The sequence below is a fragment of the Vibrio sp. JCM 18905 genome (assembly GCF_055393305.1).
On the sequence record NZ_AP043879.1, the window covers coordinates 166,902 to 183,680 of the forward strand.

The 16,779-nt window shown below is 39.5% G+C and carries 13 protein-coding genes; all 13 read right to left on the reverse strand.

Translation table 11 applies throughout. From position 1 onward, the window contains the following. Positions 1–16: 16 nt before the first annotated feature. The 13 genes from ACZ5ZC_RS09000 to ACZ5ZC_RS09060 all read right to left on the reverse strand — a co-directional run bounded on the left by ACZ5ZC_RS09000 (position 17) and on the right by ACZ5ZC_RS09060 (position 16,763). The gene (locus ACZ5ZC_RS09000) at positions 17–667 is read right to left on the reverse strand and encodes an ABC transporter ATP-binding protein (protein ID WP_054867819.1); all 651 of its coding nucleotides are present in this window, start codon (positions 665–667) and stop codon (positions 17–19) included. A gap of 29 nt (positions 668–696) precedes the next feature. Beyond that, a complete protein-coding gene (locus ACZ5ZC_RS09005) occupies positions 697–1,893 on the reverse strand; it encodes a glycosyltransferase family 4 protein (protein WP_054867820.1) in 1,197 nt (398 codons plus the stop codon). Beyond that, complete coding sequence (locus ACZ5ZC_RS09010) at positions 1,893–3,101, reverse strand: glycosyltransferase (RefSeq protein ID WP_134647634.1); 1,209 nt, start codon at positions 3,099–3,101, stop codon at positions 1,893–1,895. The genes ACZ5ZC_RS09005 and ACZ5ZC_RS09010 overlap by 1 nt, the downstream gene beginning before the upstream one ends. Positions 3,102–3,206: 105 nt before the next feature. Then, entirely contained in the window at positions 3,207–5,765 is a 2,559-nt protein-coding gene (locus ACZ5ZC_RS09015; RefSeq protein WP_464931848.1) for a YqiA/YcfP family alpha/beta fold hydrolase, read from the reverse strand. A 3-nt stretch (positions 5,766–5,768) separates the two neighbouring features. Beyond that, positions 5,769–6,959, reverse strand: coding sequence for a glycosyltransferase family 4 protein (locus ACZ5ZC_RS09020; RefSeq protein ID WP_464931849.1), 1,191 nt, complete (start codon positions 6,957–6,959; stop codon positions 5,769–5,771). Next, positions 6,907–7,869: a hypothetical protein gene (locus tag ACZ5ZC_RS09025; protein ID WP_464931850.1), complete on the reverse strand. Its 963-nt coding sequence runs from the start codon at positions 7,867–7,869 to the stop codon at positions 6,907–6,909. The genes ACZ5ZC_RS09020 and ACZ5ZC_RS09025 overlap by 53 nt, the downstream gene beginning before the upstream one ends. Before the next feature lie 61 nt (positions 7,870–7,930). Continuing rightward, positions 7,931–9,196 carry a UDP-N-acetyl-D-mannosamine dehydrogenase gene (gene wecC / locus ACZ5ZC_RS09030; protein ID WP_134647640.1) on the reverse strand — a complete coding sequence of 422 codons (1,266 nt, stop codon included), beginning with the start codon at positions 9,194–9,196 and terminating at the stop codon, positions 7,931–7,933. 36 nt (positions 9,197–9,232) lie between these two features. After that, the gene (gene wecB, locus ACZ5ZC_RS09035; protein WP_464932131.1) at positions 9,233–10,357 is read right to left on the reverse strand and encodes a non-hydrolyzing UDP-N-acetylglucosamine 2-epimerase; all 1,125 of its coding nucleotides are present in this window, start codon (positions 10,355–10,357) and stop codon (positions 9,233–9,235) included. Then, complete coding sequence (locus tag ACZ5ZC_RS09040) at positions 10,348–11,853, reverse strand: KpsE/RkpR family capsule polysaccharide export protein (RefSeq protein WP_464931851.1); 1,506 nt, start codon at positions 11,851–11,853, stop codon at positions 10,348–10,350. Before ACZ5ZC_RS09040 ends, wecB begins: the two co-directional genes overlap by 10 nt. Before the next feature lie 11 nt (positions 11,854–11,864). Beyond that, a complete protein-coding gene (locus ACZ5ZC_RS09045) occupies positions 11,865–12,650 on the reverse strand; it encodes an ABC transporter permease (RefSeq protein WP_464931852.1) in 786 nt (261 codons plus the stop codon). A gap of 59 nt (positions 12,651–12,709) precedes the next feature. Continuing rightward, positions 12,710–14,461, reverse strand: coding sequence for a polysaccharide biosynthesis/export family protein (locus tag ACZ5ZC_RS09050; protein ID WP_134647648.1), 1,752 nt, complete (start codon positions 14,459–14,461; stop codon positions 12,710–12,712). Between the two features lie 12 nt (positions 14,462–14,473). After that, complete coding sequence (locus ACZ5ZC_RS09055) at positions 14,474–14,866, reverse strand: hypothetical protein (RefSeq protein WP_134647650.1); 393 nt, start codon at positions 14,864–14,866, stop codon at positions 14,474–14,476. A gap of 580 nt (positions 14,867–15,446) precedes the next feature. After that, on the reverse strand, positions 15,447–16,763 hold the full coding sequence (locus ACZ5ZC_RS09060; RefSeq protein WP_464931853.1) for an MBL fold metallo-hydrolase RNA specificity domain-containing protein: 1,317 nt from the start codon (positions 16,761–16,763) through the stop codon (positions 15,447–15,449). Between the last annotated feature and the right edge of the window lie 16 nt (positions 16,764–16,779).

Genomic DNA, 16,779 nt, shown 5'->3' on the forward strand with positions numbered 1-16,779 from the left:
TAACTATTTTCTGACATTATAGAGATCTGTATATCTTTAGCGCTTGTTCTAGCTCGTGGTAGAAAGTTAAATTGCCTTTGTGTAGAATAACAGCACTATCACAAAACTCTCGAATTTCCTTTATATCATGACTAACCATGATGACATTAGCGGTTTTGCTCTTGTTAAGTAACGCTTGCTTTGCCTTTTTACGAAATTTTTGGTCCCCTACCGATGTAGCCTCATCAATGAGGTAAACATCAAAGTCAATTGCGATACAGCACCCAAAAGCTAGACGGGAGCGCATACCACTGGAATAACTTTTTACTGGCAAGTCATACTTTATACCTAGCTCGGCGAATGCTTTAACTTTCTCTTCATATTCATCTAGATTTGCTACTCCATTGACACGACCGATAAAACGGGTGTTTTCTCTTCCTGTCATTTGAGGATGAATACCTGTTGCCAAAGCAACCGGCCAAGAAATGGCTTTGTCAGTGATTACTTTTCCTGAATTAGGATATTCACTACCCGCAATAATACGGAATAACGTTGACTTACCAGCACCATTTGAGCCAAGAATTGCAACATTATGACCTTCTGGAAATCGGAAAGATACATTTCGGAAGATATACTGATTGCCTAGCTGGGAAGGGTAGTATTTAGTTAAGTTATCTAGTTTAATCATAATTGCGTAGTGAGTTTAATATACGGAACCTATTCATGGTTTTCTGCTACGTATAGAAGCCTGCCAATCTCTTTTGTCATACCATTCATAATATTATTTCGAGAGAACTGTTGTATAAATTCTGTTCTGGTTATCTGTTTTAGATTAAGGCTTTTTAATTGGGTAATACAGTGTTCCACATCATTCGGTATGAAAACTTTGGCGTTTGAAACATTTTGTTCGATAAACTGTTTAGTATAACCTTGTACACCACAAAGCAGTGGAAGTCCCGTTGCTGCATACTCAAAAATTTTAGAAGGAATAACATGCTCTAGGCATGCACAAGAATCCAGGTGCAAAAATAAAACATCAGCGTGACTATAATAATTAAGTAGTTCATCTCTAGGTACTGGTGGATGAACAATGACATTGGTTAGCTTTGCACTTTGCAATACCGAGATAAGTTTCGCATTCTTACGTCCATCTCCGATAATAGTTATTTCGATATTGTTTTTTAAGCGCTTTGCCAGCTTAGGTATTATTTTTTCCAGGGCTTGCGCGCGTCCAATATTACCAGCGTAGACGAGTCTGATAGTCGTTCCTTTAGGTTGATGGTATTGTGGTTTATCCAGTGGAATAAAGCTACAATCAATGCCGTTGGTAAACACGCTAATTTTATTGCTGTCAACATAACGCTCAATATGCTGTCTAAACCCTTCTGATACGATGTTCACTCTGTCAACGTTTGAAAATGTATATTTTTCAACTAGTTTTAGCGTTGGCAAGAGCATGCGACTGAGCATTGGGTTAAACATATCACGTATATTTTCAACAAATAAATCGCGAATATCGAGGAAAACACGGGCTGACGTTTGGGAGGCGATTCTTTTTGCCAGTGTAGCTGTTGCAAGTTTTGAACTAGTACCGTATACCAAGTCATAATGTTTTCCTTTGGTAAATTTCATAACTTGCCGATAATAGTATAATCCTGAGATTAGTTCGCCTTTAAGTCCCACATTGAACTCAGGTACTGCAATACGATGAACGTGAACATTACTTTGTTCAATGCTACTCACATCTGTGGGTCTGTAAGAAGAATAACGAGAGGGCAAAGTCGTTAGAATATCAATCTCCAACTCTGGATACTTCTCGGTCAGATGCCTAACTAAAGCTGTGGTTCGAAATGAACAGGCCGATAGATCTGGCTCATAATAATAACTCAAAATGAGGAGGCGTTTGACTACCACTATTCCCCCAAAACAGAACGATATAGATTAACTAATTTATGCTCTTGTTCTTCCCAGCATAAGTTTTCTCTGTGCTTTATTGCATTGTTTCTATATTTATTCAGTTGCTCTGGATTATTCAACATAAGCCTTAATGTGTCAGCTAAGGCATGGTACGACTGTCCCTTGACGACTTGACCGATTTCAAAAGATGTTACAATTTTACGAATTTCAGGAAAATCTGTTGCTAATACAGGAATGCCAGCTAATGCATACTCGAACAGTTTATTAGAGTCAGTCGTGTAGTGGTTTAAGCATGTATTCTCTATTGGTTGAACTCCTACATCAGCGGAAGCCGTAAACAGAGGTAACTTTGCTAATGGGACCGTAGGAATAAATTTAACACGGTTTTCTAAGTTGAGCGATGCTGTAAGATTGTGAAGTTCAAGTGCCTGTCGCCCTCCGCCAATGAAGGCGAAGTAACAGTTAGGTACTAAGGCGGCGGCTTGAACTAACTTTCGTAACCCTCTACCTGGCTGTAATCCTCCCTGATATAAGACAATAGGCCAGCTTTTTTCAGGTAGGTTTAAATACTCATGTAAGTAATCGCTTTGCTTTTCAGATGCAATGAAGCGAGGTCTGTTTTGCAGTACTAAAGGGCGCTCTATTTTATATGCTAGCGCAAAATATTTGGCTCGCATGTCCGTAGTTGTAATGGTCCCAGCAGTCTTAGGCATGATCTTTTTTTCGATCCAACCTACGATTTTTCTAAAGGATTGATAACCTTCGCGGCTGGTGCTTATCTCGTGAGCGTCATACACCAAAGGTACTCTTCTGATTTTTGATGCTAACCATGCTGTCGGTAAGACGTTTACATCGTGAGCATGAATAGCATCTGGCTTACTCTTAATCAGGCCATACCAAAGACCGCAATGTGTCCACGTTCGTGCTGCGAGTCTCAGTAATTGCCTGTGTGCAGCCATAGACTTAGGTTTGTTTGGTGTTGTAGTAACATTCTTCCTTGAAGCTGAGGTTTTATTTTTTCTGAATTTCCATAAAGGACTCCTTCCTATCCGTATTACATGTATACCTTCAGGTAATACTTCATGTTCCTGCGTAACTCCGGGAGTATGGAGAGCATAAATACTAACTTGGTAGCCAGATTGCTGTAGTGTTTGTGCTTCTTTTAATACTCGTGCATCATTAAGGAATTCATTCCATACAATCATGGATATTCTTTTACTCATACAGCATTTATACCAATAATTTTTCGACGTTTATTATATTATGGTTGAGTTTAGATAGAGTTCAGTTTAACTGAACTCTATCTGTTTTTATGCGTTTTTAAATATAAATTTAATCAATTCTAATGTGTCACTTCGGTTTGGTGGTGAATGACTAAGCTCTGGGTCTTTATAAATTACAATGTTAAGCCCATCTGTTGATTTTATCTCATGCCAATTATTCACTTCATTGAGGTTTAAGTTCTCATCTGAGTATTCATTAATAAATCGCTTAAGATGTCTTTCATAATGTCTAACATCGTCACTATTTTGCACAATATAAGTATGATTGCTTCTCTGTTTTATCTTTTCTGACGAAATACTTATTCTTTCGTGAAGAGGGTGAGTCTTAGACTCTATATCCTTACCGTTGTAAGAGTAGTTTACCATTGACTCAAAATGACTACGAGTATACAAGTTAAGATAAAGCTGAGGGTTAATGGCAATCACTGTCGGTTCAGGAAGGTATTCTGATACTTTCAGTGAAGTAAACCCTCCGGCTGATGAGCCGAAGATACATACATTTTTCTGATCAATATTCAAATTTTTGGCAATTGCTGTAATTGCTTTTGAAAGTGACGCTATACAGTTTACTTTCTCTTTGTACTGGAACCAACCAATTGATAGCTCATTTTCTGAGGATATGGTCGGATCCGAAAAGCTAACAACATGACAATTTATATCTTCCGACCATGAGTGCCGTTGAAAATCAACATAGCCTTTAGCCCTGTTGGTTGCACCGGGCAACATAATTAAAAGAGAATCGGCTTTTTTCTTACGCTCGGAGTAAAACTGTAAAGGAACGTCATCAACTAGGCAAGAAATTGTAGATTTTCCCTGCGGAATATTAATATTTTCATTTTCAAAAAAAAAATTCTTAATATTTTTCAGTAATGGCTGTTTCAGACTTGATTTCAGCTCATCAGAAACGATTTGCCCAGCACCTCTATCTGTGGAAAGGTACTCTTTAAAACTCGTGTCATTGCTGTATCTGATAATAGTTTGTACGTTACATGCTTTAGCGTTACCAGAAAACCCGATAGCAACCGCCTTTTCGTACATGTAGTCCTTCTCAGAGATAAATCCCTGCATGGCTGATTCATCGCCAAAGCTAAACGTAGTTTCTAACTCTTTATTCAGGCATTCAATTTCAATAACTTGATTGCTTTTATTGATAAACTTGTAGTAGCCGTTCTTATAGCTGACCAGTTCAAAGCCAATCCCTAAGTGGAACCATTGAGTAAACGATCTACCACGAGCAAACTGTAAATTGTCTTCCACCAGAAGCCAATTATTTGGCTTGTAGCTGAGCTTACGGTGATGTTTTATTGCAGGGTAGTCTAGTTTACCTTCCAGAATGTAGTTGTCGTTCTTGTCTTTGACAACCGCATTTAGGCAAGTTTGATATGGTTTGATTTTTATAATGTCAAACCCTTCAATCTCGACAGTGTTATGAGCTCGGTGGCTTAGGAAGTAGTTACGGTATTTATCACTTCGGTAACCGTATTTACCTGAGTCACATAGTAGGCGAGTACCATTATTAAATAGTTCAAATGACAGGCAGTCTCTGTGCTTATGTGATTTAGTATGATACATACCAGTCAGGAAAAGCATATGAGAAGTATCAACATCACCCTGCCAATCACTTTTTACAATGCTATAACCACTCTCAGAAAAATCGCCTACGATTGTTTTTTCTCCAGAACCATCTGGAAGTGTGAGTCTCTTTTGCTCAGTTAATATTGAGTCTCCAACGCATACTGGCCGTTTTAATGGGTCAACCATCCAGCATTTATTCTTGTCAGCCAATAAAACAATGTCTTCTATTGTTTTTGAACTGCTATACCAACCAGTCTTAATAATAGACAAGGCCGTGTCAGTGGCGTAGAAATGGTAGTGTGGAGAATGTTCTTTGTGAATACCCTCTCTAGTGAACTGTGAAAAAATAAGCTCTTCCATTTTTTCTAAAGCATATTTCTTCCGTTCTGAGTTTTCACTGAACGTAGTTAAATTAATTAAGGCCATAAGTCCTTGAATTTGGAATAGGCCATGATTGTTTAAGCTAAATGCATCGCTGAAACACAGATTGTTTAAATGTTTCTCAGCTGCTCGCGCGAGTAAATTACATCTACTTTGATCAATATTAAGCTTATGATAGCTGATTCTATTTATAAAAAATGCTAGAACCAGCGCCCTGAAACCTACCGACATGTCATACCAGGCATAACTCGAAGGCATTCTTGAGGTAGTGGTATGGTCATTATCAGTACCATGCTTTTCCATCCAGTCCGTGACGATGTCAAAGAAATAATCTACCAGAAGTTCCTTATTTTCAAATGTATCGAAAATATTCATTATAGGATGGAACATTGCCCATCCCTGGAGTTGCATGCGCCAGTTTCTATCTGAACTATGGATTGAGCCCTCCCAATCGATAGGTGATACTAACTGGTATGGCTCGCAATCCTTTCTTGGTTTAAATAGGCGTTTGTGAACAATACCCTCAATTTCATTATCATAGAAACCAGGTGGGAAAACTCTATTCAAAAAACACTCGATAGGAATGAGAGAGTCATATGTTTCGTTAAACACGTCAGTAGGTAGGGTCATCAATTACTGCTCCGCTAATAGTTCTTGGTATACGTTATCGATAATTCCTGCTGAATAAGTCCAATCTCGATTTTTTACAACCCATTCATAACCATTGCGGCTTAATTTCTGTCGCAATGCAGGATCTTCAATTAATTCACGTAACTTATTTGCAAAGCTATCAACATTACCCTTCTCGAATACAACTCCGTTGTAGCCGTCACTCACGATTTCAGTCAGAGCTGCACAACTAGATACAAGGACAGCCTTACCACTAGCCATTGCCTCGAAAGGTTTTAGCGGTGAAACAGCTTCACATACCAAGAATGGCTTACGAGGGAAAGGAGTAATATCTACCAAAGAGTAGTAGTCATCTACTTGCTCATGCGGAACGCGGCCAGTAAATATAACTCGGTCTTGTAACTTGAATGTGTTAACTAAATCTACTATGTGGCTAAGGTAAGCACCGTCACCGACAATTAGCATCTTGAAGTTATTTACGTTTTGAGATTTTAGTAGATGCAGTGCCTTAATTAGGTCGTCAAGTCCTTCATAGTTTACAATACTACCAATATAGCCAATGACAACGTCCGAATCTTTAATTGAAAGTTCGTTCATTAATGTGGCATTTTTTTCCTTAAATGGAGTAAAGTCACTTACATTTACACAGTTTGGTACCACGGAAATCTTGTCTTTATCAACACCACGTTCAATCATGATATCCTTTAAAGCGTGCGTAATCGTAAGAACTCTATCCGCGTGAATACAGGCTTCCGCTTCCATCTTCGCCATAAACTCATATTGTTCAGTGTTGTCCCAGCCATCTTGACGAGATAAGCGAGTTATCTCCCAGAGACCGCGAACTTCATAGACTGACTTGATGCCGAGTTTCTTTGCTGCTTTTACTGCTGCCAGACCATTAGGGTGGTTTGAGGCTGCATGAATGATTGATGGTTTATGTGTATCGGAAAGCTTGATTAATTGATCGCTGTAAGTGTCTACATATTCACTTATTGTCAAGCTGCTTTTCCGTGTTTTTTGGTCACATCGCAAATAGTCAACATTGTCAATCGTGTCTTTCTCTGGGATCACATCAGGTAAGTCTTTGCTGATATATTTTTTGTGATCACTAGGAAAACCGGGACGACTGACACCGTGAACATCATACCCCGAGTTGTTCAGGCATTTTAAGAGTCCATGGGTTTCGTGTTGCATACCCACCAGAGTTGTAAGGAAGTGAGTTATGGAGGAGATAGAATGCGACATTTGATTTTGGGTATTTTCTTTCCCCAGTTTCATCAAAGGAGAATCCATTATCCATTTTATCAATATCATCATTGATTCTTCGTGATGACATCTTCCATCCTGGAATTTCCATTGTGTTTACCGTATCGATAAACTTAGCTAACTCTCTCATTTCGCCATTGAAATTTAACAAGGTTTTTAACTCTTGTGCTAATCCTAGCGATTTAGTTATCTGCAGCTTATTGAATCCGATGTGGTACGCTATTTTATAGTTTAGATCTTTGTAGTGGTCATATAGGAAAGATAGTAAGACTCTTAAATGCTTATCCTTGTATTGGGATAAGGTGTTATCAATACTTTTTTGATTAATATTCGAGTTAGAATCTAAGCTATCGAAAGTCGCTATCGTATTCGATACGTCATCTGCAAAGTTAAGAGAAAATTGGAAAAGAGAAGTTCCTGGCAGTAGCACCGCTTCTTTGTTTTTTCTAGAGCTGATTCTAAAAGACATACTAGAAGCATTGTCTGGGATTTTTACTAGAAGCTTAAACTTATCTTTAGATAAATATGAATAGCAGGAATATCTATCATTGCTTTTTAAACCATGGAAGGGTTGCTTACAAGATGTTGGTCTTGCTAGTTCATCATAGAAATCGATCGCTAAAAATGCACAGTCTCCCTCATCGGCTGACTTAATATCGCCATATAGTTCAACGAAATTGCAGTTATTATTGATTAAGCAACGATGTGATAGTGCCTTATTTGATAGTGAACGTTCGTTATAATTTAGTACTAACTCAGACGCTCTCTTCTTTTCGTCAATTCTTCTCTTTAAAGCTCTCTTAATCTTTGCGACTAAGTTATTTGTTCTTGATAGCATGGTGTTTTTCTTTCTAAAGAATTGTGGGGAACAAATGCTCCCCACTTGTTAATCAGATAAGTTACTTAGTTAGTCCTACTGTATCAACTACGTTAGCTTGCTCATTGAATTTCACTGATACTTCAACGAATTCTTTATGAGGAACAAGAAGTACATGGATATCTGCATGTTGGAGAGCGATTTCTGTTGAAACCAGCTCAGAGTTCGCAGTGAAGCCTGATGGCAATGTCTCTATGTTTGGTTCAACTAGAAGAACTGTGCCAAGGTTAAGCTGAGCAACGCGTCTTGCAATGCTCAGCGATGGGCTTTCTCGTAGATCATCGATATCAGGCTTAAACGTAAGTCCGTAGCAAGCGACCGTCAGTTGGTCTGCTGATTTGTTTGGTTGTGCAAGAAGACGATCTGCAATCTGCGCTTTAACTTTATCGATAACCCAATCAGGTTTTTGGTCATTCACAAGACGTGCAGTGTGAATCAAGCGGGCAAGTTCTGGTGTTTTCGAAACAATAAACCAAGGGTCAACTGCGATACAGTGGCCACCTACCCCCGGACCTGGTTGAAGAATATTTACTCGCGGATGGCGATTGGAAAGGGCAATTAGTTCCCAAACGTTGATGTCTAGCTCACTACAGATGACAGACAGTTCATTTGCGAATGCGATATTAACATCACGGAAACTGTTTTCTGTTAATTTCGCCATTTCGGCCGTACGGGCGTTTGTAACAACACACTCACCTTCGACAAAAGTCTTGTATAGTTCTACAGAGCGAGTTGAGCATTTTTTAGTCATGCCCCCGATTACACGGTCGTTTTCTACAAGTTCACGGACAACATGACCAGGAAGTACACGCTCTGGGCAGTGTGCGATGTTAACGTCAGCACTTTCACCTACTTGTTGAGGGAAAGTCAAGTCGTTGCGGGCTTCTGCTAGCCATTCAGCCATTTGTTCAGTGGCACCTACTGGTGAAGTTGACTCAAGAATTACTAAGTCGCCTTTTTTCAAAACAGGTGCGATTGCTTTACAAGCTGCTTCGATGTATGAAAGATCCGGCTCGTGCTCACCTTTAAAAGGAGTGGGTACAGCGATCAAAAATGCATCAGCAGGCTCTGGAGTAGTGACTGCTTTCAGGAAACCTTCGTTTACGGCTGCATGTACAATCATATCTAGTTTAGGTTCAACGATATGAATTTGACCTTTGTTAATTGTATCGACAGCATGCTGATTTACATCAACACCAACAACCTTTTTTTTGCGAGATGCAAACATAGCAGCAGTCGGAAGTCCGATGTAGCCTAAGCCAACTACAGAAATAGTTTCAAATGACATTTTTGTATCCTTTAATATTAAAAATAAAAATTAAGCTTATTTAGCAAGTTCGTTTAAAATGCGCTCGCAAGCTTTGCCGTCACCATATGGGTTGTGGGCTTTGCTCATCTCCCCATAGGCTGTCGAGTCTGAAAGTAGCGTGTTTAATTCGAGGGTGATTCTCTCGATATCTGTCCCTACCAGTATTACCGTTCCTGCGGCAACCGCCTCAGGACGCTCTGTTGTGTCACGCATGACAAGTACAGGTTTACCAAGAGAAGGCGCTTCCTCCTGAATACCACCCGAGTCAGTTAAAATGATGTCAGAACGATTCATTAGATAAACGAATTGCAGGTACTGTTGAGGCTCAATAAGGTGAATATTATTGATGCCTGTAAGAATACGGTTAACAGGTTCACGAACATTAGGGTTGAGATGAACAGGGTAAACGATCTGCACTGTTGGATGTGTTTTTGCGACATTTGCCAGAGCTTGGCAGATACGTTCAAACCCTCCCCCAAAACTCTCTCTTCGATGCCCGGTCACGAGAATTAGTTTTGAATCTTTTTTAAGGAATGGGAAGTTTTCAGCCAGGCTGTAAGTCAGTTCGGTATTCGATTCGATGTTGTCTTTTATCGTCAGAAGAGCATCAATTACTGTATTGCCGGTAATTGTAATGGCATCTGAAGGGTAGCCTTCCGCTAAAAGATTTTCTTTTGACGTTTCGGTTGGTGCGAAGTGATATTTGGTTAGTGCTCCTGTGAGCTTACGATTAGCCTCTTCTGGCCACGGAGAGTAAATGTTTCCGGTTCGTAATCCGGCTTCAACGTGACCGACTGCAATTTGTTCATAATAAGCTGCAAGGCTTGCTGCAAAGGTGGTGGCAGTATCACCATGGACTAACACTACATCCGGTTTAAACTCTTGCAGAACGGGTTTTAGCTCTAATAAAATACGGGCAGTCACGTCATTTAAGGTTTGACCTGCTTTCATTAGATCTAAGTCGTAATCTGGCTCAATTGAAAATAGCTCCAATACCTGATCTAGCATTTCTCTATGCTGCGCAGTAACGCATACTTTAGCGTCAAAACGAGCATCTGCTTCTAATGCTTTCACAAGAGGTGCCATCTTGATTGCTTCTGGGCGGGTTCCGAATACGGTTAAAATTTTCTTCATCGTAATTCTCTAATTACACTAACGATTATTTTTAAAATCAAAGAAAGTCCTATTATCACGACGGAAAACAGCAAAATATTATATACTGCCCTTGGGTAGGTGCTTTCTTCTGGTTTAGTTGGGGCTTCTACTACAATTAAATATTTAATTTGTTTGTATGCTTCAATTCTGGCTTTCTCTAGAGAGATTTGCGATGAAGTATAAGCTTGTAAAGCCAATTCCATTTTAACTTTATAGTCCGTGAATTTTGCAAGCAACTCACTGACAGCAATATTATTGCCATTCTCGTTTGATAGTTTACTTCTTTCATTATTGAGTTGTTCGTAAAGAGCTTTAAGGTGTATCTTTAAGCCTTGTACTTGTGAAGATTCATCGCTCATGATCTTTCTTAAAGTTTTTAACTCAGCTTCTTTTTTTGAAATTTCTCCTTCCAAACTGTAGGCGATTTGCTGCATAGCAACACCTTCGGCAGTGGGATCAAGCAAATTATATTTTTGTTGGAAATTGAGAAGGTTGATCTGTGACTTTTCTAAGCGCTTTTCAACGAGATGGTGTTCATTGCGGATGAATTCTAGTTGAGACTCTGCTAGCTGATGGCTAATTGAGTTGATGTACCATTCTGCTCTTTCAACAATAGCTTCGACGAGTTGCTGAGAAAAATTGATATCAAAACCTTGGGCTAGAATTGTAATAACACTCGACTTTTCATCAATATCCACTTTGATATGTTTTTTATAGTAGTCAGCAAACTCTTCTAAGCTTGCATTTTCCGGAAGTCTGGAGAATACATCTATGCCTGAACTGGTGTAATGCTCTCTTAAGGCCAACTGACTTTCTAGGTACGCAAGCATATCATTTGAAAGTATGTATGCTTTTAGTAGTTGATTGTCCGAGGTGGCTGTTTGAACGCCTAAACCAGTTAACAGTGCCATAGACGTATCCATTGTGGCCATTGCATCTGGTTGTTCTACAATTAATTGGGCTCGACTTTCAAACCGAGGAGAAGCGGCAAATACCTGATAAAAAGCAAACAGAAATATAAAAGAAATAATAACTAAAACAGGCAACTGCTTTTTTAAAAGGGGATATTTTACCAACAGTCCTCTGCTGCCTGTTTTAACATGTTCAGGCTGTTCTTCGACAGACGGTTTTTCTTCACTTTCAGCTGTTGGCGTAACATCATCTTTTTGAATTTCGGTTAGTGATGAACTCTCATTCTGTGGCTTCTTTTGCTCATCTGAAGAGCTTTCTTCTACTTCAACGTTTTCCTGTGAAGGATTCTCAAGAGATTCATTTTCCAACACTCGATTATTTCTACGAATAACCGCATTGATTTTATTAACTTTTTGTTGTTGTAGGCTTTTTGCCTTTTCAAGAATTCGATTGGATAAAGCGGCATCGCTAATGGCAATAATTCTTGCTTGCCCTTCCAAATATACTGGATCTTCAAACTGCTCATCTGTCAATGAATTTCTGAATTTTCTAAATTTTTGTTCAATCATCGTGATATTTCTTAGCGACTGATCGCTTGCTTCCAAAGAATTTGATAGAGAGAAAGTGAAAGTAGTAAGAGTAATAAGCAGCATACTGCTAGGTAAGCCTGACTTACGCCTACGCTTCCGTAGGATGAGTATGCAGAAAAGCGTGTTAATTCAACAGCATGAAGAACTGGGTTCCAGTCCAGCCAGTGCCAATGTGTTTTGGGTATGTCCTGTAAACTGAAAAAAGTCCCGGAAATAAAAAACATAGGACGCATAGCCAGGCTCCGTAACTTTTCGACTTCAGGAACAAATGAATGACCTAAAGCAAATATCAACCCTAGTGACGTAGCGATCAACCATACTTGGATTAAATTGCTCAATGCTAAAAGGGGATCACTTAAGTGAACGTCCATATGCAGGAAATACGCAATAATAAATATGATGAGTAAGACAAAGATTTTTGAAAGCAGCTCAAAACCTGCGATAGCAATAACCGAACTGATAGGTTGAACTTGGCGGAAAGCAAATAGGGCTTTGTTTCTTGTTATTGAAGAAGAAACTGCGCTAACCGTTGAAAGAAACATTTGCACCAGTACCATGCCGTAAACCATAAAAAAGAAAGTGGGAACACCGTGTGTTTCTCCACCGTCCATTTTTCCACGCATTAGGGAAAGAATCATGATAAATGCGACTGGTGATATGACAGACCAGCTTACACCAAGTTTATCGTTGAATTTACTTTTTATCTCTCGTAGAAATATGGCGAAGATTACATCTCCCCATATTGTCAAAGTACTTCGTTTTTTTACTACTGCCATAATTATGTATATGTTAGGGAAGTTTCTGTCTCGCTTCCCACGTTTCCTACGTTATGGGTTTAGTTAATTGCCACGTTTGCCGCTACGGCAATTTGATAAATAATCTGAGTGATATCTTTAACCGCTTGCATAGTTTTTTCGTCTACTTTTGGCAATACTAATATTTGGTCCCCTTTTTTTATCTGATTTGGGCTATCAAACTCGACCAGTCCATTCGCTCTTACAATCGCGATTCTCGAGTCTTCAGCTCTTTCAGTAAACCCACCTGCCCATGCAATGTAATCATCAATTGTGGCTTTTGGATTATATACAACTGCTTGTGGCATAAGGACTTCACCACCAACTTGGATCAAATCAGTTTTATTTGGGATGGTTATAATATCGCCTTGCTCTAGTAATATGTTTGCAATATGACCACCGTCTGAGATAACGACTTTTCCAAGAGGCTTAACTCGTCTTGCTCGTTCGGTGAACTGAAGCACCATTTCTGCCTCTTTTGCTCGGATCGCTGCTTCACCATCAGAAGATGCAGGTGAAGTGAAAACGCTTCTTTCTAGTCGATTTAATGATTCTTCAATCATCTCTTTTTGGCGCTCAGCAACACTTTTACGTAGAATGTAGATTGAACCAGTGTCAGCCAATTGAGGGTCGACCGGAATGTAGTTTAGCAGATCATGTAGCCTAGTCCGTTTTTGAACTGCGAAGTAGGAAGGACCTAAATAGCTTCCTGAAACCTGAACATCAATAACTTGAGCATGCAGATCATCGTTGAAAATGACTTTATCGCCATCTTTTAGCTCAAATGACTGAAAGTCTTGGTATGTCATATAAAGTGAGAATGGACCACTATCCCGATTTCCGACGACGCCAACATGGCTGATTTTTGCTAAAGGCCTTGAATATTCGGTCAACTTTTTACCAGTTGATTTGTTACTTTCTAACTCAAAACGGAAAGGGTTTCTGACACCACCCGAAACTGTAATTGCTGATTTTTGTGGTTTTACAAGGATTACATCACCATCTTTGAAACTGATTTTAGGTAGTGTCCCCGTACTAATGAAATTGTATAAGTCGACCGTTGCGATAACTTCCCCTTGTCTTTTTATTTCTATTTCTCGGTAGCTTCCACGTTCTGAGTCGATACCGCCAGCTCGTTTTAAAAAGTAAAGGAGGCTATCGGAGGCCATACCAGCATATTGACCTGGTCTGATGACGGGACCGGATAAATAGATACTTACAGGCGTTGCAGTTAATAGATTTACATAAATGCTTACGTTGTTTGTGTATACTTTTTTAATTTGTTGAGTGACAAAATTATTGACTTCACTTGCTTTTACATTTTGAACTTTAATTGGTCCAATCTCAGGAATGAAAATATTTCCTTGATTATCTACAGTTACAACATCTGCATATGTTACCGCTCCCCAGAGCCAAATATTGATTTTGTCACCGGGTGCAATCAAGTAGTTTTCATTTAATCCATCACTTCGTTCTGACTCGTAACCTCCAGCAAACAAGTTTGCTCCATAGGGAGGAGGAAGGTTTTCTCCAGAAGAAGGGAGCAGTAGTCTCACATCAGTCTCGCCGGGGAGAAGTAAGTTGTTCCTATTTTCTGATGTGTAAGTACCGTTTTCCAGAGCTTGATTGGGGGTGGGTTGACTGTGGGATATTGACTTTGACTGAGAGGTTCCGGAAAGATCTGATAAAGAAGGTTGTAGAGAGTGTGAATTAGTCAATTCATTTGATGTTACGGTTAGAGAAATTAGGGAAACAGCTACCGCGCTTAAGCATTGTTTGATTGTTTTGCTCATAATTGATTGATTTTAAAGGTTCAGAAACGTAGCGTCTTCGACGATGTTTTTCATGATGTACCATTTGCCATTAGGGGCTTCAGGGTTTTTGTATAAGCATGCAACTCTTGACGTTTTGCCGTGGTTGTTTACTACCTCAAAATTTCGACACATGTTACCTAATGCCGATGTATAGAAGGGGCCTAGACGAATCGAAGCTTCTGGATGTTGAAGGACAGTAGAATCTGTATTTGCTAAAACAGGCCAATATTTTTCTGGAATGATTTGACCATTGAACTCCTGAAGTGAAGAAGAAACTAAGGGAACTCCTGCTACCACTTCTCTAGGTTTACTACTACAAGCGGTGAGTAGCAGAGAAACTGATACAATCGATATCAATTTGTAAAGAGGTGTTTTTAATCTCATTTTGATACGCTACCGCCCTACGGTTTTGCGTAATCCATAACACGCAGGGCCTCCAATGGTTTATCTTTTTGTGGATGAGCCGTTTAGTTGTCGCTACTTGTCAAGGTTGAGTAGCCAAGCATACGGAGTTTTATCCTATGCCGAGGACAACTATCTAATATAGCGAAGTAGGTTACTACGAAACTCCTAGTCTCAGCAAGAGGGCAACGAGTTAGTACTACTGAAAAACGTTATCATTGGGGGAGGTTGAGCGTGAAGGTTTATAAGTATCAGGGTGGTATGCGTTCTTTTGGTTTTTCTAGGGGAATGTTTCATAAGTAGTTGATGTGAAATAAGTAGTTTATTATGCATTAAGTATAGACAGGAGAGAGAATACATATAAATAACTGAACGACTGGAGTTTGGCGCTAAGAACTAGATGTTGAAGGAGGGTATTTTTTTAGCTTTTATGTGATTTATTATGACAAACTCTTTTTCCGATTTGACGTAAACATGTATCACATATAAAGGGTGCTTTAATAATTATATCTGCAACTCATTCTTGACTTTGATTGTGATGTTATTGTCAATTTGTCGTTTGTTATTTGTTTGGATAGTTCTGCAATATCTTATACAGAGTATTTTGTGCTTCCGCTTCACCATGAATTAAATGCACTTCTTTCGGTGGTGGATTAATTCCTTCTACAAAGCGAATTAGATCGGATTGATCTGCATGAGCAGAATAGCCAGACATCGTATGTATTTGAGCTTTAACTTTAATTTTCTTTCCTTCGATATCAACCTCACTCGCACCCTCTTGAATTTCTCTCCCTAGCGTTCCCTCAGCTTGATAGCCAGCAAACAGCACATCATTACGACTATCTGGTAACAATGCATTGAGGTAATTCACCACTCTACCACCTTCGCACATCCCAGAAGCAGCAACCACAATAGCCGGTTCAGAAGTGCTCGCCAGACGATTCACCAATCTCATATGTTCAGTATGAGTCTCAATCGTAATACATTGTTCAAACCCGAGAGGATGACGATGTTGATCCAAACGCCTTTTTGCTTCTTTACCCCAAAGCTTTTTAAAGCGCCGATAAGTCTTTGTCACTTTTCGTGCTAAAGGCGAATCAAGAATAATTGGCAGGGCACCATATAAAGACTCCTGGTGCAGAAGCTGTTCGATATCGAATAACAGTTCTTGTGTCCTACCGACACTAAAAGCAGGAATAACAATCACACCACCATCTTCCAGCGCATGTTCGATAATAGAGAGCAATCGAGTGCTTCTACTTTTCACGCTTTCATGGTGCTTATCACCATAGGTCGACTCAATAAACAAATAGTCTGCTTTTTCAGGAGGTTTCGGATCTGGGAGTAAAGGCGTATCACTTGGACCGAGATCACCAGAAAATACCACTACGTCATTATTTGAGAGTTTAAATTCCAAATAAGCAGAACCTAAAATATGGCCCGCAGGTTGAAAGCGTATATAAGCCAACCCCTTAAGAGGAAGCCATGTATTGTACTGACATGGCACCAATCGTTGCTTAATTAGATTTAATATATGTTGCCGTTGATGTTTGCCTAAACCCAGCTGTAGCTTTAATCCGTCCTCTAACATAAGAGGGACCAACTCAGCAGTTGCTTGTGTGCAGTAGATTTTGCCTTTAAAACCAGCAGCGAGTAGCCATGGTAATCGGCCTATATGGTCAATATGAGCATGGGTCAGTACCAGCGTTTTTACCTTGGTTAAAGAAAACTCTATCGCCAGCGAACGATCATGACGACCTACCAATGCATCTTTTCCTTGAAATAACCCGCAGTCGATCAAAATGCTCCCTTGCTCAAGTCGCAGTTCGTGACAAGAGCCTGTCACCGTATCCTTCCCACCATGATGAAGTACTTTCATAGCTATCTCCTTTTCA